Here is a 21,557-nt window from a genome sequence, read left to right as displayed (position 1 = left end):
GCGACCGCGCCGGTCACAGCGGTGCGCGCATGCACACCCGCGGCCAGCGGTCGAGGCCGTGCGCCGCCTCCGCCGCGCGGATGGCGCGGAGGCCGGGCGTGAGGTCCGCATCGGGGAGGATCCGGAAGCCGAGGCGGGCGTAGTACGGGGCGTTCCACGGGACGTCCGTGAAGGTGGTCAGCGTCAGGGCCGTCAGACCCTCCTCGCGGGCGCGGTCGGTGGCGTGGGTCAACAGAGCGCGGCCCACGCCCCGGCGTGCGGCGCGTGGGTGGACCGAGACCTGCTCGATGTGCAGGGCGCCGTCGACCGGTTCGGCGAGGAGGTAGGCGGCCGGCCCGTTCCGTTCGTCCGCCGCCACCCAGCAGCGGCCCGCCCTGCGGTAGTGCTCCAGGGTGTCGAGCGCGAATGGTTCGTCGTCCGCGATCTCCGGCATGCCGAGGTCGCGGAAGACGGCGCCGGCGGCACGTTCGATGTCCTGGAGGGCGGGGAGTTCGGCGGGGGCGGCGCTGCGGATACGCATGCGGTGAGTATGCGCCGCGTGGTGGTGGTCAGGGGGCCCGGTGCTCCGTACCGGTGCCGGTGCCGGACAGGACGTCGGCCGGGGCGTTCACCGGCCTCGGCGTGCCGGTGAGGTCGAGGAGGAACAAGGCGACGCCCAGGGTGTCGGCGCGGGCCCGGGCGTCGTCCGCGTATCCGGCGAGGGAGAAGTAGAGGCACTCCGCGGACTCCGTCATGGCCGTGAGCCACAGGCATTCGACGTCCCTGAGGGTCGCCGGGCGTACCGCGGGGTCCACCTGCGCGACGACCCCGCGGGCGGCGAGTCCGATGCCGGAGGGCGGACGCTGGTCCGCCCTGCGTACACCCCGGTAGCCGAGCCAGCGCAGATACAGGGCGGTGGCCGTGACGGCGTCGCGCGCGGTACGGATGGTGACGGAGAGGAAGGGGGGCCGGGCGGCCGCGGCGGCACGCCGGTCCGTCGCCGCCTCCGGGGCGGGCGGGACATCCGCCGGGGGCGTGTCGTCCCGAGCGGCAGCACCCTGCTCGTCCTCCTCCGCCAGCGCCACCCGCAACACCACCCCGCACGGACACCCCACCTCCGGGCGCGGCCACTCGCCGCGCCGCCCGCAGGAGCCGCACCGCACCGCCACCCAGTCGTCCTGCCAGACCCGGTGCGAGACGGGCGTCGCCGTACCGTCCCGGTCCAGTCGCGGGGCGACCGGCGCACCGCAGGCGCACGGGTAAGCCGGTGCCGTGTAGCGGTGCTCGCGGCGGCAGGCCGGGCAGCGCACCGCAACGGTCTCGGCCATGGCCACTCCAGAACCGTGTCGTATCGGGACAGCGGACCCATCGTGCTCCCTCGGGCCCCGCCCTGTCCGGCGCTTTCCGTCTCTTGACGCCCTTCGCCCGCCCCACCTACATTCATTCCAGATCGTAGAAAACAATTTCCGCAATACGGAAGAGCTCACCGCGGGGCGCGACGGGAGTGCGAATCCGACAGCCGAAGCAGGAGTACTCGATGGCTCGAATGACCGCTGCCCGCGCGGCAGTTGAGATCCTCAAGCGCGAGGGCGTCGCCGACGCGTTCGGTGTCCCCGGCGCGGCGATCAACCCGTTCTACGCGGCGCTCAAAGCCTCGGGCGGCATCGCCCACACCCTCGCCCGGCACGTCGAGGGCGCCTCGCACATGGCCGAGGGCTACACCCGCACCCACCCCGGCAACATCGGCGTCTGCATCGGCACGTCGGGCCCGGCCGGCACCGACATGATCACGGGGCTGTACTCCGCGACCGGCGACTCCATCCCGATCCTGTGCATCACGGGCCAGGCCCCGACCGCCGTGATCCACAAGGAGGACTTCCAGGCCGTCGACATCGCCTCCATCGCCAAGCCGGTCACCAAGATGGCCGTCACCGTGCTGGAGGCCGCGCAGGTTCCCGGCGTCTTCCAGCAGGCCTTCCACCTGATGCGCTCCGGCCGCCCCGGCCCGGTCCTCATCGACCTGCCGATCGACGTGCAATCGACGGAGATCGAGTTCGACCCGGAGACCTACGAGCCGCTCCCGGTCTACAAGCCCGCCGCGTCCCGCGCCCAGATCGAGAAGGCGATCGGGATGCTGAACGCGTCGGAGCGGCCGCTGATCGTCGCGGGCGGCGGCGTCATCAACGCCGACGCCGCCGAACTCCTGGTGGAGTTCGCCGAGTTGACCGGAACGCCGGTCGTCCCGACCTTGATGGGGTGGGGGATCCTGCCCGACGACCACGAGCTGAACGCCGGCATGGTCGGCCTGCAGACCTCGCACCGCTACGGCAACGCGACCTTCCTGGAGTCCGACTTCGTCCTCGGCATCGGCAACCGCTGGGCCAACCGCCACACCGGCAAGCTCGACGTCTACACGGCCGGGCGAAAGTTCGTCCACGTCGACATCGAGCCCACCCAGCTCGGCAGGATCTTCGCCCCGGACTACGGCATCGCCTCCGACGCCAAGGCCGCCCTGCGGCTGTTCGTCGAGGTCGCCCGCGAGCTGAAGGCCGCCGGCACGCTCCCCGACCGCTCCGCGTGGGCCGAGGCCGCGCAGGAGCGCAAGGCGACCCTCCAGCGCCGTACGCACTTCGACGACATCCCGATCAAGCCGCAGCGCGTCTACGAGGAGATGAACAAGGCCTTCGGCCCGGAGACCCGGTACGTCTCCACCATCGGCCTCTCGCAGATCGCCGGTGCGCAGATGCTGCACGTCTACCGGCCCCGCCACTGGATCAACTGCGGCCAGGCGGGCCCGCTCGGCTGGACCATCCCGGCCGCCCTGGGCGTGGCCAAGGCCGACCCGGAGGCGCCCGTCGTCGCGCTCTCCGGCGACTACGACTTCCAGTTCATGCTGGAGGAACTGGCCGTCGGCGCGCAGCACCGCATCCCGTACGTCCACGTCCTGGTGAACAACTCCTACCTGGGCCTGATCCGGCAGGCGCAGCGGGCGTTCGAGATCGACTTCCAGGTCAACCTGGAGTTCGAGAACCTCAACTCCCCGGAGCTCGGCGTCTACGGCGTCGACCACGTCAAGGTCGCCGAGGGCCTCGGCTGCAAGGCGATCCGCGTCACCGACCCCGCCGAGCTGGGCGACGCCTTCGAGCAGGCCAAGAAGCTGGCCGCGGAGCACCGGGTCCCGGTCGTCGTCGAGGCGATCCTGGAGCGCGTCACGAACATCTCCATGTCGACGACCAACGACATCGGCAACGTCGTGGAGTTCGAGGAGATCGCCACGGAGCCGGGCCACGCGCCGACCTCGATCAGGACGCTGAAGGTCTGACGCCGGGAGAGCAGGGGGGCGGCCCGTTCATGGGGGGACGGGCCGCCCCTGCGCGTCCGTGGGGCGGCCCTTCCATGGGGGACGCGCCGTCCGTGGGGCGGCCCGTCCGTGGGGGACGTGCCGCCCCCAAGGCGTGTCCGTGCCGCGTCGCGTGCTCGCGCATGGCCGCTCACGCACGCGCCGCTCGGGCATGTCCGGGCCGCCTTCCCGCACGTGGCCGCTCTCGCACGTCGGGGCCGCCTTCCGGCGCGTGGCCGCTCATGCACGCACCGGGTCAGCCGCCCCCGCCTGCGCATCCGCCCCCGCCGGCACCGCAGTGGTGGTAGCCCCCGCCGCCGTTCCTGCCGCGCGGTGAGTCCTTGAGGAGGCTCTTGCCGCCCACCTCGGCCCGGCGGACCAGACCCGCCCGCAGGGCGAAGCGCGGCACCACAGCCGCAGGGCCGCCTCGCCGTGCAGGGCGACCAGCAGCAGCCGTTCACCGTCGGTCAGTCCGTGCCTGCTCGCCGGCAGGGGGTGGTCCTGTCGCAGGCCGCGGACGTGGCGGCGGGCGGCGCGGGTCGGCCCGAGCAGGGGACAGCGCAGCAGCCCCGCGGTCGCTCATGGCTTCACCCCCCTGCCGGGGCCCGCCCGCCCCCGTGCCGGCGGGCCCCTGTGACGAGAATGTGCCCGGCCCCGGGGGCAGTTGAAGCCCCCGGGGCCGGGTTCAGAGGTTCCTTTGAGGGTTTCGTACGGGCTGTACGACCGGTGGCGTAGACGCGCTCACGCCTCGTGGTGTTCCGACAGCCCCGGCCAGTCGTCCGGACCGCCGCCCTGCCATTCGACGAGGTCGCTCTCGGCGACGTCGGTGACGTACAGGTCGGCCAGGCGCAGGATCTCGGTGACGTCGTCGGTGTGGGTGGCGACGCCCAGCGGCTCCTCGCCCAGGGTGACCCGGCGGGAGCCGTCCAGGGCGGGGGCGCGGACCACGACGTGCGGTTGCTCGGTGGGAGGTGCCATGCCTTCAGGCTGCTGCCGACCGGACCGATCCGCACCCTGAGGGGCTTGGCCGTCCGGCGGCGCGAGGCTGGGCGCGACAGGACGTTCGCGCCGCCGGACGGGGTCGGGGGAGAGGGGTGGGTGGTGCTGGGACCGCGGCGGGTGCGACGGGCTCCGGGGCCGGCTTCCCTCAGGTCGAGAAGCCGGTCCGGGCCCTTCACCACCGCACTGGCTCGCAGCCGCCGCGGTCCGCGCCCTGACCGTGTCCGTGCCCGGGGGACCACCCCTCATCCGGGTCGCCCCGGGCGGTCGGGCACGGTCAGGGAGTCTCAGTCCTCGCGCAGGGCGCGGACCGCATCCTCCACGCGCCGCCCGTACTCGGGGTCGGCGGCGTGGAAGTGCGCGAGGTTCTTCTCGATCACGTCGTCGCGGGAGACCTTCGACAGGCCGCCCGCGATGTTCGCGATCAGGCGGGACTTCTCCTCGGCCGACATCAACCGGAACAGCTCGCCGGCCTGGAAGAAGTCGTCGTCCTTGGCGTGGAGCGGTGCCTCGTGGGTGCCGGTGTGGCCGGTCACCGCCAGCGGCGCCGACAGGGGGCGGCCGGTCTCGGCCGGGCCGTCGTAGGAGTTCGGCTCGTAGTTCTTGGCGTAGCGGCCCTGCGGATTGGACGCCATGAGGCCGTCGCGGCCGTAGTTCCGCGCGGTCGTGGCCTTCGGCGCGTTGACGGCCAGCAGCGTGTGGTTGACGCCCAGGCGGTAGCGGTGGGCGTCCGCGTAGGCGAACAGCCGGCCCTGGAGCATCTTGTCGGGCGAGGGGCCGATGCCCGGCACGAAGTTGTTCGGGGAGAACGCGGCCTGCTCGACCTCGGCGAAGACGTTGTCCGGGTTGCGGTCCAGCACCAGCCGGCCCACGCGCCGGAGCGGATGGTCCGCGTGCGGCCACACCTTGGTCAGGTCGAACGGGTTGAAGCGGTAGTCCGCCGCCTCCGCCGCCGGCATCAGCTGCACGTACAGCGTCCAGGACGGGTGCACGCCCCGCTCGATGGCCTGGAGCAGGTCCGTCTGGTGCGAGTACGGGTCCTTGCCCGCGATCCCGGCGGCCTGCTCGCTGCTCAGGGAGCGGATGCCCTGGTTGGTCTTGAAGTGGTACTTGACGAAGAAGGCCTCGCCCCGGCTGTTGGTCCACTGGTAGGTGTGCGAGCCGTAGCCGTTCATGTGCCGGTACGAGGCCGGGATGCCGCGGTCGCCCATCAGCCAGGTCACCTGGTGCGTGGCCTCGGGGGAGTGCGCCCAGAAGTCCCAGACGTTGTCCGGCTCCTGACGGCCGGTGAAGGGGTCGCGCTTCTGCGAGTGGATGAAGTCGGGGAACTTGATCGGGTCCTTGATGAAGAACACCGGGGTGTTGTTCCCGACGAGGTCGTAATTGCCTTCCCCGGTGTAGAACTTCACCGCGAAACCGCGAGGGTCGCGCACCGCGTCCGCACCTCCGAGCGAGTCGGCCACGGTCGAGAAGCGCACGAACACCTCGGTGCGCTTGCCGACCGAGTCGAGGAAGTCGGCGTGGGTGAAGTCCGTGACGTCGTCGGTCACTTCGAAGTGGCCGTAGGCACCCGAGCCGCGGGCGTGCACCACCCGCTCCGGGATGCGCTCGCGGTTGAAGCGCGCCAGCTTCTCCAGCAGATGCTGGTCCTGCAGCAGGAGCGGGCCGCCGACGCCGGCGGTGGCGGAGTTCTGGTTGTCGGCGACGGGGGCGCCGGACTCGGTGGTGAGCACGCGCTGCGACATCGTGACCTTCCGTACGAGAGGGCAGCGGAAACCTGTTTCCGCTTCGTGGAGCCTAGGGTCGGGGCGATCGGAGCGTCAACAATTTGTTGAAGCGGTGGGCATGGCCGGGTCCGGGCGGCGCCGCCGCTCTGGGCGCGACAGGACAGGTGTCAGCGGCGGCGCCGCCCGGGGTTCGGGGACCCCCCGGGGCTACGGGGCTACGGGGAGTCGGGAGGAGGTCGGAGAGGTGGGGTCAGACCTGGGTGCCGGAGAGCCGCTCCACGGCTCGCAGCAGCGCCGAGTGGTCCAGGCCGCCGTCCCCCTGCGCACGCAGGCTCGCGATCAGCTGGGCGACCACGGCGCCGACGGGCAGGGCCGCGCCGACGTTGCGGGCGGCGTCGGTGACGATGCCCATGTCCTTGTGGTGCAGGTCGACCCGGAAGCCGGGCTTGAAGTCCCGGCCGAGGAAGTTGTCCTTCTTGCGGGTCAGCACGGTCGAGCCGGCGAGTCCGCCGCCCAGGACGTCCAGGGCGGCCTTCAGGTCCACGCCGGACTTCTCCAGGAAGACCACGGCCTCGGCGCACGCCTGGATGTTCACGGCGACGATCAGCTGGTTGGCGGCCTTGACCGTCTGGCCGGAGCCGTGCGGACCGCACAGCACGATGGTCCTGCCGAGTGCTTCGAGGAGCGGCTTCGCGGCGTCGAAGTCGGCTTGCTCGCCGCCGACCATGATGGACAGCACGGCCTCGATGGCGCCGGCCTCGCCGCCGGACACGGGGGCGTCCAGGACGCGGATGCCCTTGTCCTTCGCCGCCTTCGCCAGATCGACCGAGGTCTGCGGGGTGATCGAGGACATGTCGATCAGCAGCGCGCCGGACCGCGCGTTCTCCAGGATGCCGTCGGGGCCGTAGGCGATGGCCTCGACCTGCGGGGAGGCCGGGACCATCGTGATGACGACGTCGGCGTCCTTGACGGCCTCGGCGATCGAGGAGGCGGCCGTGCCGCCGGCGGCGGCCAGGCGGTCCAGCTTGTCCTGCTCCAGCGTGTAGCCGGTGACCTGGTAGCCCGCCTTGATCAGGTTCTCGGACATGGGGGAGCCCATGATGCCGAGTCCGATCCAGGCGACCTTGGGGAGTGAGCTCATGATGGGGTGCCTTTCGGATACGGGGTCAGCGGGACAGCCAGTCGAAGGCCTCGGCGCTCGGGCGGTCGCCCGGCTTGTACTCGAGACCGACCCAGCCGTCGTAGCCCGCCTTCTGCAGCTGGTCGAGAAGGTCTTCGAGGGGCAGCGAGCCCGTGCCGGGCGCTCCGCGGCCCGGGTTGTCGGCGATCTGGACGTGCCCGGTCTTCGGTGCGAACCGCTCGATCACCGCCGGCAGGTCCTCGCCGTTCATGGACAGGTGGTAGAGGTCCATGAGGAAGCGCGCGTTGCCGAGCCCCGTCGCCTCGTTGACCTGGTCGACGACCTCGACGGCGGCGGGCGCGGACACCAGGGGGTACCGGGGTGACTCCGGCTCGTTGAGCGCCTCGATCAGCAGGATCGCGCCGATCCGGTCGGCGGCGCGGGCCGCGAGGGCCAGGTTCTCCAGCGCGAGTGCGTCCTGCTCGGCCGGGTCCACACCCTCGACCCGGTTGCCGTACAGGGCGTTGAGCGCGGTGCAGCCCACGGAGGCTGCGAAGTCGGCGGCCACGTCGATGTTGGCGCGGAACCGCTCCGACTCCTCGCCGGGGACCGACAGGGCTCCGCGGTCCGGGCCCGGGAGCTGCCCGGCGTAGAAGTTCAGGCCGGTGAGCCGGACGCCGGCGTCCTCGATCGCGCGCTTGAGGGCGTCGAGCTCGGAGCGCTCGGGGACGGGTGAGTCGACCCAGGGCCACCACAGCTCGACCGCGGTGAAGCCCGCCGCCGCGGCGGCCGCGGGGCGCTCCAGGAGAGGCAGCTCCGTGAAGAGGATCGACAGGTTGACGTTGAAGCGCTGGTCTGCGAATCCCATCGGGGCGGCGCTCCCTTCCTTGTCTCTGCTGCACTTTCCGCTCTACTTCCGTATTGCGGAATCTTGTTTCTGCTTAACGGAAGATTGCCCGCGGGGTGCGAGGGCTGTCAAGAGGGGCTGCCGGAAAGTCCGTCCCGCGCGTTAGGTTGAGCGCGTGCGACTGAGAGTGGAGTTCACGACCGAGCCGTTCGACCTGGACGAGGCGCCCGCGCACGCGGTGGTGGCCCGCGAGGTCGTGGAGGCCGCCGAGCTGGACGCCGTCGACGTGGGCCCGTTCGGCAACACCGCGGAGGGCGGTGCCGACGCGGTGCTCACCGCTGTGGACGCCCTGCTCCGCAAGACCCTGGAGGCCGGTGCCACCCGCGTCTCGCTCCAGGTCAACGTGGTCGAGGAGGGCGGGGCGTGAGCGGCGCGGGGGACGAGTCGTTCATCGCGGCCGTGAAACCCCTGGTCGACGCCATGGGCGGCGAGATGATCCCGCCCGACGAGGCCGGCCCCGACGACGTCGTCCTGGCCTGGGAGGGCAGGGACGCCGTCGCCGTACGGCTGCCGCAGCTCGCCGACTCCCTCGATCACATCCTGGCCGCCATGGAGCGCCGCAAGGGCATGCCGCTGGCCGATCTGGACCGCAGGGCCAAGCAGGAGGTCGTGCGGATACTCGAGGCGCGCGGCGCCTTCTCCGTCCGGCACGGCGTGGAGACGGTGGCGAGCGCCCTCGGCGTCAGCCGTTTCACCGTCTACAACTATCTCAACCGCGAGAAGGGGGCCTGACCGGCCTCGGGTGTACCGGTCCGGTTTCGCGCCACCGAATTTTCAACAAACTGTTGACGTGCTGTCGCGGGAGGGCGTTAGCTATCGGCACGCCCGTTCAGCACGACGGCCGAATCCGGCCACGGAGGCTCCCGTGACGTCCCCTTCCACGCCGCCGGGCCTGACCCGGTTCAACACCCTCGAGGAGCACGCGGCCCACGCCGCCCTCCACGAGGTGTGCGCCGCCACGGCGTGGGCGAAGCGCCTGCTGGCCGCCCGCCCCTACGCCACCTGCGAGGACCTGTACGCCGCGAGCGACGCCGCCATGACCGACCTGACGGCCGCCGACCTCGACGAGGCGATGGCCGGGCACCCGCCCATCGGCCGCCCCCGGCCCGGTGACCCCACCTCGGCCCGGGAGCAGCGCGGCATGGCCGGCGCCTCCGACGCACTCAAGGCGGAGATGCTGGAGCTGAACCTCGCGTACCAGGAGAGGTTCGGCCATGTCTTCCTGATCTGCGCCACCGGCCGGACCGGCGAGCAGATGCGCGACGCGGTCAGGGAACGGATCGGCAACACACCGGAGCAGGAGCGGGAGATCGTCCGCACCGAACTGGGGAAGATCAACCGCATCCGCCTCGCCCGGCTCGTCGAAGAGGAAGCCTGACCCCATGAGCACCAGCACCACCGCCTCCGTGTCCACGCACATCCTGGACACCAGCGTCGGCCGCCCCGCCGAGGGCGTCGCCGTCCACCTGTCCGCCCGCTCGGGGCGTACAGCCGACTGGCAGGCGCTCGGCGGCTCGGCGACCGACGCGGACGGCCGGTGCAAGGACCTCCCGGCGCCGCCGGAGGGCACCACCCACGTACGGCTCGACTTCGCGGTGGAGCCGTACTTCGAAGGATCTGCGAAGAAGCAAGCCGATGCGCAGCAGGACGCCCCCGCGAACCGGGACAGCGGTGCGTTCTTTCCAGAGGTGGCCATCACCTTCGCCGTCGAGGCCGGTGAGCACTACCACGTACCGCTGCTGCTCAACCCGTTCGGCTACTCCGTATACCGAGGGAGCTAGCTACATGCCCACGATTCTTGGACAGAACCAGTACGGCAAGGCCGAGAACCGAGTCGTCAAGATCACGCGGGACGGCGCCACCCACCACATCAAGGACCTGAACGTCTCCGTCGCGCTGAGCGGCGACATGGACGAGGTCCACTACTCCGGCTCGAACGCCAACGTCCTGCCGACCGACACCACCAAGAACACGGTGTACGCGTTCGCCAAGGAGCACGGCATCGAGTCCGCCGAGCAGTTCGGCATCCACCTCGCCCGGCACTTCGTGACCTCGCAGGAGCCGATCAAGACCGCCCGGATCCGCATCGAGGAGTACGCCTGGGAGCGGATCGAGGCCTCCGACGCCACTTCGCAGTTCATCGGCGCCGACGAGGTCAAGCACTCCTTCGTCCGCAAGGGCCAGGAGACGCGGCTCACCCAGATCACCTACGACGGCTCGTCGTGGGAGGTCGTCTCCGGTCTCAAGGACCTCGTCGTGATGAACTCGACCAACTCCGAGTTCTGGGGCTACGTCAAGGACCAGTACACGACCCTGAAGGAGGCCTACGACCGCATCCTGGCCACCGAGGTCTCCGGCCGCTGGCGCTTCAACTGGACCGACGACGAGCAGCGCATGCCGAACTGGGAGAAGTCCTACGAGCAGGTGAAGAAGCACATGCTCCAGGCCTTCGCCGAGACCTACTCGCTCTCGCTCCAGCAGACCCTGTACCAGATGGGTTCGCGGATCATCAACAACCGCAGCGAGATCGACGAGGTCCGCTTCTCCCTCCCGAACAAGCACCACTTCCTGGTGGACCTGGAGCCGTTCGGGCTGAAGAACGACAATGAGGTGTACTACGCGGCCGACCGCCCCTACGGCCTGATCGAGGCGACGATCCTGCGGGACGGATGCGAGCCGCGGATCCCCGTGGACCTCACCAACCTCTGAGGTTCCCTCTTTCGGCACCCGTGGCCGGGGAACCCTTCTCCCGGCCACGGCACTCAAATCTCCCGGGGTCCTGCCGTGCCCTCTCTGAACAGCACACTTCGTGAAAAGGGACGAACCATGGCAGCAGACCGGCGCATCGTCATCGAGAACTGCGCGATCGCGACCGTCGACGGACACGACACCGAGTACGCCTCCGGGCACGTCGTCCTCGCCGGCAACCGCATCGAGTCGCTCGGCGCGGGCGCGGCCCCCGAGGGCCTGGAGAACGTCGTACGCCGTATCGACGCCACCGGCCACCTCGTGACGCCCGGCCTGATCAACACCCACCACCACTTCTACCAGTGGATCACCCGCGGTCTGGCCACGGACCACAACCTCTTCAACTGGCTCGTCGCGCTGTACCCCACCTGGGCGCGCATCGACGAGCCCATGGTCCGCGCCGCCGCCCAGGGCTCCCTCGCCATGATGGCCCGCGGCGGCGTCACCACCGCCATGGACCACCACTACGTCTTCCCGCGGGGCGCCGGCGACCTCTCCGGCGCGATCATCGGCGCCGCCCGCGACATGGGCGTCCGCTTCACCCTCGCCCGCGGCTCCATGGACCGCAGCGAGAAGGACGGCGGCCTCCCCCCGGACTTCGCCGTGGAGACCCTCGACGGTGCGCTGGCCGCCACCGAGGAGACCGTGCGGCAGCACCACGACTCCTCCTTCGACGCCATGACCCAGGTCGCCGTCGCGCCCTGCTCCCCCTTCTCCGTCTCCACCGAACTGCTCCGCGACGGCGCCCAGTTGGCCCGCCGTCTCGGCGTCCGCCTGCACACCCACGGCTCGGAGACCGTGGAGGAGGAGAAGTTCTGCCACGAACTGTTCGGCATGGGCCCGACCGACTACTTCGAGTCCACCGGCTGGCTCGGCGAGGACGTGTGGATGGCGCACTGCGTCCACATGAACGACTCCGACATCGCCGCCTTCGCCCGCTCCCGCACCGGCGTCGCGCACTGCCCGTCCTCCAACGCCCGCCTCGCCGCCGGCATCGCCCGTGTCCCCGACATGCTCGCGGCCGGCGTCCCCGTCGGCCTCGGCGTCGACGGCACCGCCTCCAACGAGTCCGGCGAACTCCACACCGAGCTGCGCAACGCCCTCCTCATCAACCGCCTCGGCGGCCACAAGGAGTCAGCGCTGAACGCCCGTCAGGCCCTGCGCCTCGGCACGTACGGCGGCGCCCAGGTCCTCGGCCGGGCGGCGGAGACCGGCTCCCTGGAGCCCGGCAAGCTCGCCGACCTCGTGCTGTGGAAGCTGGACACGCTCGCCCACGCCTCCATCGCCGACCCGGTGACCGCCCTGGTCTTCGGCGCGGCCGCCCCGGTCACCGCCTCCTTCGTGAACGGCCGGCAGATCGTCGAGGACGGACGGCTGCTCACGGCCGACGAGGACGCCATCGCCCGCGCCACGCGCGACGAGGCCTGGCGGCTGGCGAAGATCGCCGCCGAGGCCTGACCACCCGATGACTCCGGCCGGGAGGGACGGCTCCCGGCCGGTGGCCGTGGACCCGAGCGGGGTCCACGGCGGCTGTCTCCGGGGCGTGCGCCCACGCGCGCCCCGGAACGGCCACCCCCCCCGTCACCTGCATGTCCGGTCCCTCCCCCAAGCTCTCGGCTTCGCTCGAGCGGGGAAGTGCCCCCATGACCGCTCGCACCACCTCCTTGACACCCGCGGCCGCCGCTCGGCGCAGCCGTGTAACCGACCGGAGGGACGCCGCCGTGGCCGACCACCCCGTTGACGAGAAACTCCCCGCGCTCAAGATGGCGACGACCGGCCTGCAGCACGTGGCCGCCATGTACGCGGGCGTCGTCGCCCCGCCCCTGATCGTCGGCGCTGCCATCGGCCTGACCGCCACCGACCTGACCTTCCTCACCGGCGCCTGCCTGTTCACCGCGGGCCTCGCCACCTTCCTGCAGACCCTCGGCGTCTGGAAGATCGGCGCCCGCCTGCCGTTCGTCAACGGCGTCACCTTCGCCGGTGTCGCCCCGATGACCGCGATCGTCGCCTCCACCCAGGACAAGTCCGACGCCCTGCCCATCATCTTCGGCGCGGTCATCGTCGCCGGACTCCTGGGCTTCCTCGCGGCCCCCGTCTTCTGCAAGGCGATCCGCTTCTTCCCGCCCGTGGTCACGGGCACGGTCATCACCCTGATCGGCATATCGCTGCTCCCGGTCGCCTTCGGCTGGGCGCAGGGACCCAACCCGACAGCGTCCGACTACGGTTCGGCGACCAACCTGGGCCTCGCGGCCGTCACCCTGCTGATCGTCCTGCTGCTGCGGCGCTTCACCACGGGCTTCGTCAAGCAGATCGCCGTGCTGCTCGGGCTGGTGATCGGCACGCTGATCGCGATCCCCTTCGGCGCCACGGACTTCGCCCCCGTCGCGGACGCGGACGTCATCGGCTTCCCGACCCCGTTCCACTTCGGCGCCCCGCAGTTCCAGCTCGCCGCGATCATCTCGATGTGCGTGGTGATGGTGGTGTCGATGACCGAATCGACCGCCGACATGCTGGCCCTGGGCGAGATCGTCGAGCGCCCGGCCGACGAGCGGACCATCGCGGCCGGCCTGCGCGCCGACACCCTCGGCTCGGCGATCAGCCCTCTCTTCAACGGCTTCATGTGCAGCGCCTTCGCGCAGAACATCGGCCTGGTCGCCATGACGAAGATCCGCAGCCGCTACGTCGTCGCAGCGGGCGGAGGCTTCCTGGTGCTGATGGGCCTGTGCCCGATGGCGGCCTCGCTGATCGCCGTCGTACCGCGCCCGGTGCTCGGCGGGGCGGGCGTGGTCCTGTTCGGCTCGGTCGCCGCCAGCGGCATCCAGACCCTGGTCCGGGCCGCCCTGGACAAGGACAACAACGTCCTCATCGTGGCCGTCTCCCTGGCCGTCGGCATCATCCCGATCACGGCCCCGGAGTTCTACCACGCCTTCCCGGAGACGGCCCGCATCGTCCTGGACTCCGGCATCTCCACGGGCTGTGTGGCGGCCGTACTGCTCAACATGGTCTTCAACCACCTGGGACGGAGCGCCCGCGACGCCCATGACGTGACCCACCCGATGGAGGCGGGCGAGGAACTCACGAGCGCGCCGAAGGCACCGGCCGCGTCCTGACATCGGGGCTCCGGTTCGACTTCCGCACGAACATGATCACAGTTGATGGCTCGTCAGAGTGCGAGCGCTATCGTGATCGCGCTTGCCCTCGTTGATCGTTCTTCCGGAAGGGACCCATGTACTTCCCCCGTCGTGCCCTGGTCGTACTCGCCAGCCTGGCCGCCCTCATGAGCGCCAACCTCTTCGCTTCTGCCCCGCGCAGGCCGCCACCTCGTGCTCGGGCACCGTGACCCACAGTCAGGCCATCAAATTACCGGGCAGCAGCACTGTCATCGGCGAGCTGACCATCTATTACAACAGCAGCAACGGCGGCACCAACAGTGCCTGCTTCTATCACCGCGGACCCTCGTACGGCGTTGCAGCCAACACCTATGTCGGCATCTACAGATGCGCACAGAGATCCGGCGAAGGACAGATGTGCCGCAACACCACCCCTGGTGACATCGACGAGGGAAACTACTCCTACCAGGCTGGCCCTGTCGGTGTGACGGGCACGGCGAACTACTGCGTGGGCGCCCACGGTTGGATCGTGTGGGAGCACCCCGCCCCTGACGTGGGGAAGGTGATCATGGGCGTGGCTACTCCGATCACCAGGGGCTGCTGAGCGGCTCGTTCGCAGCCGGCACCGTGCTGCCGCCCGGCTGGATGCGGGCGGCACCGGTACGATTGCTGGCGCATGCCGACCGGCGCCGCTGGCCGCTGGCCTCGGTGCCGGTGGGAGGCCAGATCTGCGTCAAGCACAAGTCCGGGGACATCGCTCTGCTCACGGTCCAGACGAAGTCGACCGCGCTGCCGGAACTGGCCGCCCTCACGATGGACATGACGATCTGGCGCCGTGCGGCGACCTGACCGGCCGCGCGGTCACACGGTGAGCTTCACCGCCTCCAGCCAGACGTCGTTGTCCAGGGTGCCGCCGAAGGTGAAGTCGGGGCGGGGCTTGCTGCATACCCGTCCGCCCCAGTCGTGGCCGCGCAGGCGGACGGTGTTGCAGATCTCGCCGGTGCCGACGTTCATCGCGAAGCCCAGCATGTTCGGCGCGTTCCGCTTCGCGCTGCCGATGGTGAAGTTGCGGCCGTCGCCGGTGACGGCCGTCCAACTGGGCTGCCACTCGCCCCGGCCGTCGACCGGCTTCGACGTGTGCCGGAAGGCGTTGGCGGCGGATCCGCCGACGCCGTGCACCGCGATGTTGAGGGCCTTGACAGGCCGGTTCCGGCCCGAGGTGCCGGCCATCGTGCCGTCGCACACCGGCTTCTGCCAGCCCTGCCCGGAGACGTACGCGCGGTAGCAGATGTGCCGCCCGGAGGGGTCGCTCGCGGCGAGCCGCTTCACGGCACTGGCCGCGGTGTCCTGCGGGGGCTCGGCGGTGACGGTGGTGGTGGCCGCCGGGGGCCTGGCCGTGACGGTGACCGTGACCCTGCCCGCGCCGTCCGTCCCCGAGGTGTCCTTCGGTTCGGGCTTCTTGCCGCTCCCCTCCTTCCCTTTGCCCTTGCCCTTGCCCTTGCCCTTGCCTGTGTCCTTGTCCTTGTCCTCGGCCGAGGGGGAGGCGGACGGAGGCGGGATCGGCAGCGAGGACGGTGACAGGGCCGGTGAGGCCGAGGCCGACGAGCCGCCCGCACGCGCGGCGGTCTCCTCCCGGTTTCCGCCGTCGCCGGAACCTCCGCTCCCCAGGATCACCAGCGGCACGATGACCAGCGCGGCCACACCGAGCGCCACCGGCCCGACCACCAGGGGCCTGCCGAGCAGGCCGGGCCCGTCGAACTCGTCGTCCGACTGACGGGACCCGGGCCGGCGAGCGGGCAGGGCGGGCGCGGGTTGTGAATCGGGGCGGGTGGGCGGGGACCCGTCGCGCTGTGGTCCTGGGCGGGTGGCCTGCGTCCCCTCGGGATGCGGGCCGGGGCTGGGGGCCGGGGGTCCTTCGGGCTCGGGCAGCGTGTAGGCCGCCTCGTCGAATTCGTCAGGATCGGGATCGTCCCGGTCCTCCCCTGCGAAAGCATCGGCCTCGTGGACGAAGGGCGATACCGGATCCGCCTCCTCCTCCTGCTGCCGCAGCGCGCTGGAGCCGTCCGGGAAGACCTCGACGTGCGCCACATACCCGGCGCCGGGGTCGGAGATCGCCGCCGAGACGGCGGTGTCCCGGTCGCGCGCGTGTCGGTGCAGGAGGTCGAGGATCGCGGCGTCGACCGTCGTTCCCTCCGCGACCGGCACCGGTGCACCGTCGACGGCGGCCGATCCGTCGCCGGAGATGACCACCGTGAAGTGCGGGGACGGCTCGGACTTGTCCCGCCGCGCGGTGTGTTCGCCCACGGAGACCTGCTCGTCCGCTTCCTCTTGGCCCGGGCTCATCGGCGTTCCTCTCTGCTGTTCCCGGCCGGTAGCCCGGCCGGGGCTGTGTCGGCGGTGCCCGCGTACGCAACGGACACCGGCCGTCCGCGGTTCAACTCGCCGGTGAAAAGGGGGAGAAGCGGCACGTCAGCGGTGACAAGTGACGGAACGGCATGTTCCGTTGAGATGCGCGGGCCGGAGCGGGTGCGCACTAGAGTCCGAACGTGGACTACGTGAATACCTTCCGTTTCGCTGTGCTGGGACCGGTCCGGGCGTGGCGCGGGGAGCGGGAACTCGACATCGGATCGCCGCAGCAGAGAGTGGTGCTGGCAGCGCTCCTCTTACGACGCGGGCGCCCCCTTCCGCTCGGCGAACTCATCGACGCCGTCTGGGGAGAGGAGCCGCCCGCTGCCGCCGTGTCCGTACTGCGGACCTATGTGTCGCGCCTGCGCAAGGTGCTGGAACCCGACCGAGGCCCGGACGGGCAGCCCCGGGTGCTCGTCTCCGTCGGTGACGGATACCTGCTGCGCGTTCCGGACGACGGCCTGGACCTCGCCGTGTTCCAGTCCCGGGTCGCGCAGGCGAAGAAGGCGCGCGCCGCGGGCGACGTGTCCGGCGCCGCGGAGCTGCTGCACGCCGCACTCGACGGCTGGAAGGGCGCCGCACTGACCGGCCTCCCGGGCCCGCTCCCCGAGACAGCGCGCTCCTGGCTGGACGAGGAGTGGCTGGCCGCGCTGGAGGCCCGGCTGGACGCCGACATCGAGCTCGGACGCCATCACGAGGTGATCGCCGAGCTGTTCCCACTCACCGCCCGACACCCCCTGCGGGAGGAGCTGTCCCGCCTGCTCATGCTCGCCCTGTACCGGTCGGGACGGCAGGCCGAGGCGCTGGCCGCGTACCGCGGGACACGCGCCGCCCTGGTGGCGGAACTGGGCGTCGAACCCGGGCTGTCGCTCCGGGACCTGCACGACCGCATCCTGGCCGCCGACCCGGCCCTGATGCCGCACCCGGCCCGGCATCCGGCTCCGGCGGCGCCCGGGCAGGCCGGACCGTCCGTATGGGCGGCGGCACCGTCCGGCGCCGCACCGCAGGACGGGACGACGGCCGACGGCGCGACGGCGGAAGGGGCGCCGGACGGCGCGGCCCGCTTCGGCGCCGCCGACGCGTACGGCCCGGCGTTCCAGCCGGCCCGCCCCGCCCAACTGCCGGCGGACCTGCCGACGTTCGCCGGGCGCGACCCCGAACTCGACCTGATCGGCAACCTGCTGCCCCACGACGGCAGCCCCCCGTCGACCGTGGTCATCAGCGCGATCGGCGGCATGGGCGGGATCGGCAAGTCGACCCTGGCCGTGCACTGGGCCCACCGCGTCGCCGACCGGTTCCCCGGCGGTCAGCTCTACGTCAATCTGCGCGGCTTCGACCCGACCGGCTCCGCGCTGACACCGGACGAAGCGGTACGCGGCTTCCTCGACGCGCTCGGCGTACCGCCGATGCGCATACCCGCCGGCCTCGACGCCCAGGTGGCGCTGTACCGCAGCCTGCTGGCCCGCCGCAGGGTGCTGATCCTGCTCGACAACGCCCGCGACACCGAACAGGTGCGCCCGCTGCTGCCCGGCTCCCCGGGCTGCCTGGTCATCGTCACCAGCCGCAACCGGCTCACGGGCCTGGTCGCCGGCGAGGGGGCACACCCCCTGACGCTGGACCAGCTCTCTCCGGCCGAGGCGCACGACCTGCTGGCCCGGCGCCTCGGCGCGGACCGGCTGGCCGCGGAACCCCGGGCCGCGAACGAGATCGTCGCGCGGTGCGGCCGCCTGCCGCTGGCGCTGGCCATCGTCGCCGCGCACGCCTGCGCCCACCCCGCCTTCCCGCTCAGCGCCATCGCCGACGAGGTGAGCGAAAGCCACGGCAGCCTGGACGCCTTCACCGGGGGCGACGACATCACCACCGACGTACGGGCCGTCTTCTCCTGGTCCTACAAGGCGCTGTCCGCTCCGGCCGCGCGTCTGTTCCGGCTCCTGGGCCTGCACGCGGGGCCCGACATCTCCGCGCCGGCGGCGGCCGCCCTCGCCGGACTCGCCCCGCGTGAGGCGCGCGGGCTCCTCGCCGAACTGACCCGTGCCCACCTGCTCACCGAGCACTTCCCGGGTCGCTACACCCTGCACGACCTGCTCCGTGTGTACGCCGCCGAACGCGTGGGTGTGGAGGAGGCCCCGCAGGAGCGGGATCTGGCGCTCCACCGGTTGCTGACCTGGTATCTGCACACAGCCGACGCGGCCTACCCGCACATCACCCCCAACCGCCGTCGCATCCCGCTGGAGCCACGGCCGGAGGACTGCCGCCCGTTGGAGTTCACCACGCACGAACGGGCACTGGAGTGGTGCGAGACCGAACGGCCCAACCTGATCGCCGCCGTGCACCAGGCCGCCCAAGCGGGGTACACCGGCACCGCGTGGCGACTGCCCGCCGTCCTGTGGGGCTTCTTCTACCTCCGCAGTCACGTGCACGACTGGCTGGACACCGCTCGGACGGGTCTGGCCGCCGCCCGCGGCGCCGGGGACCGGGAGGGTGTGGCCCAGGGCCTGTCCGACTCGGCCGCCGCGCTGCGCAACGCCGGCCGGTTCGACGAGGCCGTCGAGCACCTCCACCAGGCGCTCGAGCTGAGCCGGGAGCTCGGGGACAGGGTGGCCAGGGCCTCGGTGATCGCCAATCTGGGCGACGCCTACCTGCACGCGGGCCGGCTCCGTGAAGCCGTCGAGTACGCCCGCCGTGGGCTGGCCCTCGACCGCATCGCGGGCAACGTCTGGGGCGAGGGCATCGCCCTGAGCAACCTGGGCGACGCCTACCAGCGGATGGGGCGCTACGACGAGGCCCTCGACTGTCTGCAGCGGGCGCTGGTCGTGCTGCGGGCGGGCGGTAACCGCTGGGTCGAGGGCGTCACCCTCGACATCCTCGGCACGATCCACCACCGGCTCGGCCGCCACGGCGAGTCCGTCGGCCACTACCGCCGGGCGCTCGAGACCCACCGGGACATCGGCAACCGGTGGGGCGAGGGCCACACTCTGGGCCACCTCGGCGACGTCCACCTCGACGGCGGGGAGCCCGAGGCGGCCCGGGCGAGCTGGCGGCACGCCCTCGCGATCTTCGCCGAGTTCGGCCATCCGGACGCCGAGCAGGTCCAGGAGCGCCTCGACCGACTGCCGGACGGCCCGGCCGACGCGCGCGCCCGGGAGGCCCTGCCGAGACGGACCGCCTGACATGGCTCTCCTTCGTGGGTGATGCCTGCCGGCGGTGCGCCGGCAGGCATCCGCACAACGCGTGCGGGGGTGAGGACGGTTCAACACCGGCGAGCCGTCCTCACCGCCGGGCGGTGCCTCAGCGCACGTCGCGGTAGAGGGGTGCCTCAGCGCACCTCGCGGTAGATCCGCCCGCTCGCGCCGGGCACCGCCCCGTCGTACAGACCCGTCGGGCTGGTCTCCTTCGACAGCGCGAACCAGGCGTACCGCTCGACGAAGTCCAGCTTGCCCAGCATCTCGGTGGAGGACCGGACGAAGTCGCTCTGCTCCTGCTCGCTCGGGTAGCGCGGGGCGCCCCGGGAGAAGTCGGTCAGGGCGTACTCGGTGAGCCAGACCGGCTTCTTGTAGCGGTCGTGGACGGCCTGCAGATATCCGCGCAGCTGGTCCGCCGCGCCGGGCCCGAAGTCGGCGCCGTACCAGTGCAGGGGGATGAAGTCGACCCGCAGGCCCCGCTGCTCAGCCCCGGTCATGAACCGGTCCAGCCAGCCGCCCGGCACGTCCGCGCCGGAGGCGACCGCGGGCGCGCCCAGCCGCAGGCCGGTGGACTCCAGCCGGGGCCACAGGTCGAGCGCCTGCTCGGGTGACATGGCGGCCTGGTCCGGATGGTCCGGCTCGTTGAAGCCCAGGAGCGCCTTCCCCGCGCGGGCTGCCTTCCCCAGTTCGGCGTCGGTGACCGAGCCCGGGCCCCAGATCATCGGGACGAACTCGGCGCCGGTGGTGCCGGTGACGCCGTCGGGGGAGGAGGCCCAGTTGTAGTACCAGGACGAACCGGAGTCGGCCAGGGCCTCGGAGGCGCCGGCGACGGAGTTCAGGCCGACGCCCTTGCGGGAGGCGGGCGGGGTGCCGCCGCCGCTGCCCGGCCGCTCGGTGACGGCGGGGCCGGGCTCGGGTGCGCCGGCGCCGTCGCCGGTGCCGTGGAAGGTGACGGTCAGGCCCGTGCATTCCCGGCACTGGTACACGACCTGGTTGCCCTGTTCGGTGTCGTGCTTGGACCAGCTGTACGCCGTCGGGCACCGCGCTGCGAGCGCGTCACTGTAGGGCGTCCTGGCATCCCGGTTCGGGTTGACGCACACCAGGGGCCGGCCGGTGGCCCCGTCCTCGACCAGGTCGTCCGCCGGGCAGGCGGCCAGCAGATCCGTGGCGCACCCGGCCGGCGCGCACTCGCCCGACCGGGGCGGCGTCACGCCGTCCGGCGTGATGGTGACCGGCGACGCGACGGCGTTGACGTAACTGACGTTGTACCAGGGTGCCGCGCCGTCCTTCGGGTCGAAGTTGAACTCGGCCAGGCCGGTGGGCTGCTCACCGGTCGAGCACCGGTCGGCGTAGGGGCCGCAGTCGCCGACGGCGCAGTGGAAGGTGCTTCCCTCCTCGCCGGTGCAGCCCTCACGGGCGAAGAACTTGCCGCGCCAGTGCCCGGCACCGGAGTGCTCGGGGACGGTGACCGTGGCCGACGCGCCCGGGTCCAGTGTGGGCAGCCCGGTGAGCGGGGCCGAACCGTCGGCGTTGACGGTGCTTCCGATCCAGATGCGGTGGTCCGTGGTGTTGCGGAAGGTGACGGTGTGCTCGGGGGAACCGACGCCGGCGGCCGGTGTCCCCGCGATGCTCACGCCGTCCGGACGCTGGTCCTGGATCAGCAGCGCGGTGCCGGTGACGCCGGCCACGACCAGGAGCAGCGCGAGCAGGAACGCGGCGCGGCGGCGCAGGAGCGGTCTACGCATGGACCTCGCCTCCCGCCGGGGCGACGTACGTCATGTCCGTCCTCTCTTCTGGGGGATGGGGTAGGGGTGGGTCTGAGGGCGGGGGAGACAAGCGCTCCCCGGACAGGAGGCGACAACGGGTGGGCCGGGGGCGGCGGTTCAGCTGTCCGGACCGCCGCGACGGCACGACGGCCGCCTCCCGGGGGAGGCGGCCGCTTGCACCGGGCCGGCGTGCACCGGGCCGGCGTGCACCGGGCCGGCGTGCACCGGGCCGGCGTGCACACCTAGGAAGAGCACACCCAGGCGCCCCCCACA

Annotated in this window: 19 protein-coding genes; 11 read left to right on the top strand and 8 right to left on the bottom strand. The window is 71.8% G+C overall.

Features of this window, described 5'->3' with window-relative positions; genetic code table 11:
- Positions 1–13 precede the first annotated feature (13 nt).
- Together AB0B29_RS14635 and AB0B29_RS14630 are read right to left on the bottom strand one after the other, a co-directional pair.
- Complete coding sequence (locus tag AB0B29_RS14635) at positions 14–520, bottom strand: GNAT family N-acetyltransferase (protein WP_362238778.1); 507 nt, start codon at positions 518–520, stop codon at positions 14–16.
- 28 nt (positions 521–548) lie between these two features.
- Positions 549–1,307: a hypothetical protein gene (locus AB0B29_RS14630; protein WP_362238775.1), complete on the bottom strand. Its 759-nt coding sequence runs from the start codon at positions 1,305–1,307 to the stop codon at positions 549–551.
- 209 nt (positions 1,308–1,516) lie between these two features.
- Here AB0B29_RS14630 and gcl point away from each other — a divergent pair, with 209 nt between their 5' ends.
- Positions 1,517–3,301, top strand: coding sequence for a glyoxylate carboligase (gene gcl / locus AB0B29_RS14625; protein ID WP_362238772.1), 1,785 nt, complete (start codon positions 1,517–1,519; stop codon positions 3,299–3,301).
- Between the two features lie 759 nt (positions 3,302–4,060).
- Here gcl and AB0B29_RS14620 read toward each other — a convergent pair.
- From AB0B29_RS14620 to AB0B29_RS14605, 4 genes are all read right to left on the bottom strand, one after another.
- A complete protein-coding gene (locus AB0B29_RS14620) occupies positions 4,061–4,297 on the bottom strand; it encodes a hypothetical protein (protein WP_362238770.1) in 237 nt (78 codons plus the stop codon).
- A gap of 308 nt (positions 4,298–4,605) precedes the next feature.
- Positions 4,606–6,063, bottom strand: coding sequence for a catalase (locus AB0B29_RS14615; protein WP_362238767.1), 1,458 nt, complete (start codon positions 6,061–6,063; stop codon positions 4,606–4,608).
- A gap of 232 nt (positions 6,064–6,295) precedes the next feature.
- Positions 6,296–7,186, bottom strand: a complete 891-nt coding sequence (locus AB0B29_RS14610) for a 2-hydroxy-3-oxopropionate reductase (protein ID WP_362238764.1) — start codon at positions 7,184–7,186, stop codon at positions 6,296–6,298.
- Between the two features lie 25 nt (positions 7,187–7,211).
- Positions 7,212–8,033 (bottom strand): TIM barrel protein, encoded by an 822-nt coding sequence (locus tag AB0B29_RS14605; RefSeq protein WP_362238761.1) that lies wholly within the window; start codon positions 8,031–8,033, stop codon positions 7,212–7,214.
- Between the two features lie 154 nt (positions 8,034–8,187).
- On the opposite strand from AB0B29_RS14605, the gene AB0B29_RS14600 reads away from it, so the two are divergent.
- The 9 genes from AB0B29_RS14600 (at position 8,188) to AB0B29_RS14560 (ending at position 14,779) form a co-directional block, all read left to right on the top strand.
- Positions 8,188–8,439 carry a thiamine-binding protein gene (locus AB0B29_RS14600; protein WP_361879652.1) on the top strand — a complete coding sequence of 84 codons (252 nt, stop codon included), beginning with the start codon at positions 8,188–8,190 and terminating at the stop codon, positions 8,437–8,439.
- The gene (locus tag AB0B29_RS14595) at positions 8,436–8,804 is read left to right on the top strand and encodes a helix-turn-helix domain-containing protein (RefSeq protein ID WP_362238758.1); all 369 of its coding nucleotides are present in this window, start codon (positions 8,436–8,438) and stop codon (positions 8,802–8,804) included. The genes AB0B29_RS14600 and AB0B29_RS14595 overlap by 4 nt, the downstream gene beginning before the upstream one ends.
- A 133-nt stretch (positions 8,805–8,937) precedes the next feature.
- On the top strand, positions 8,938–9,450 hold the full coding sequence (gene uraD, locus AB0B29_RS14590; RefSeq protein WP_362238755.1) for a 2-oxo-4-hydroxy-4-carboxy-5-ureidoimidazoline decarboxylase: 513 nt from the start codon (positions 8,938–8,940) through the stop codon (positions 9,448–9,450).
- A 4-nt stretch (positions 9,451–9,454) separates the two neighbouring features.
- On the top strand, positions 9,455–9,853 hold the full coding sequence (gene uraH, locus AB0B29_RS14585) for a hydroxyisourate hydrolase (protein ID WP_362238753.1): 399 nt from the start codon (positions 9,455–9,457) through the stop codon (positions 9,851–9,853).
- 4 nt (positions 9,854–9,857) lie between these two features.
- Positions 9,858–10,781 (top strand): factor-independent urate hydroxylase, encoded by a 924-nt coding sequence (gene pucL, locus AB0B29_RS14580; protein WP_362238750.1) that lies wholly within the window; start codon positions 9,858–9,860, stop codon positions 10,779–10,781.
- A 117-nt stretch (positions 10,782–10,898) separates the two neighbouring features.
- On the top strand, positions 10,899–12,278 hold the full coding sequence (locus tag AB0B29_RS14575) for an 8-oxoguanine deaminase (protein ID WP_362238747.1): 1,380 nt from the start codon (positions 10,899–10,901) through the stop codon (positions 12,276–12,278).
- A gap of 263 nt (positions 12,279–12,541) precedes the next feature.
- Positions 12,542–13,930, top strand: coding sequence for a nucleobase:cation symporter-2 family protein (locus tag AB0B29_RS14570; RefSeq protein WP_362238744.1), 1,389 nt, complete (start codon positions 12,542–12,544; stop codon positions 13,928–13,930).
- Between the two features lie 226 nt (positions 13,931–14,156).
- On the top strand, positions 14,157–14,534 hold the full coding sequence (locus tag AB0B29_RS14565) for a hypothetical protein (protein WP_362238741.1): 378 nt from the start codon (positions 14,157–14,159) through the stop codon (positions 14,532–14,534).
- 62 nt (positions 14,535–14,596) lie between these two features.
- Positions 14,597–14,779 carry a hypothetical protein gene (locus tag AB0B29_RS14560; protein ID WP_362238738.1) on the top strand — a complete coding sequence of 61 codons (183 nt, stop codon included), beginning with the start codon at positions 14,597–14,599 and terminating at the stop codon, positions 14,777–14,779.
- A gap of 12 nt (positions 14,780–14,791) precedes the next feature.
- Here AB0B29_RS14560 and AB0B29_RS14555 read toward each other — a convergent pair whose 3' ends face one another.
- Positions 14,792–16,273, bottom strand: a complete 1,482-nt coding sequence (locus tag AB0B29_RS14555; protein WP_362238735.1) for a hypothetical protein — start codon at positions 16,271–16,273, stop codon at positions 14,792–14,794.
- Between the two features lie 203 nt (positions 16,274–16,476).
- On the opposite strand from AB0B29_RS14555, the gene AB0B29_RS14550 reads away from it, so the two are divergent.
- Positions 16,477–19,506 (top strand): AfsR/SARP family transcriptional regulator, encoded by a 3,030-nt coding sequence (locus AB0B29_RS14550; RefSeq protein WP_362238732.1) that lies wholly within the window; start codon positions 16,477–16,479, stop codon positions 19,504–19,506.
- A 146-nt stretch (positions 19,507–19,652) separates the two neighbouring features.
- On the opposite strand, the gene AB0B29_RS14545 is transcribed toward AB0B29_RS14550, so the two are convergent.
- Positions 19,653–21,263, bottom strand: a complete 1,611-nt coding sequence (locus AB0B29_RS14545) for a glycosyl hydrolase (protein ID WP_362238730.1) — start codon at positions 21,261–21,263, stop codon at positions 19,653–19,655.
- Positions 21,264–21,557 lie beyond the last annotated feature (294 nt).

Origin of the sequence: Streptomyces tibetensis (genome assembly GCF_040647715.1) — a bacterium.
Taxonomy (GTDB): domain Bacteria; phylum Actinomycetota; class Actinomycetes; order Streptomycetales; family Streptomycetaceae; genus Streptomyces; species Streptomyces tibetensis_A.
This window is presented reverse-complemented; position numbering and strand designations above follow the sequence as displayed.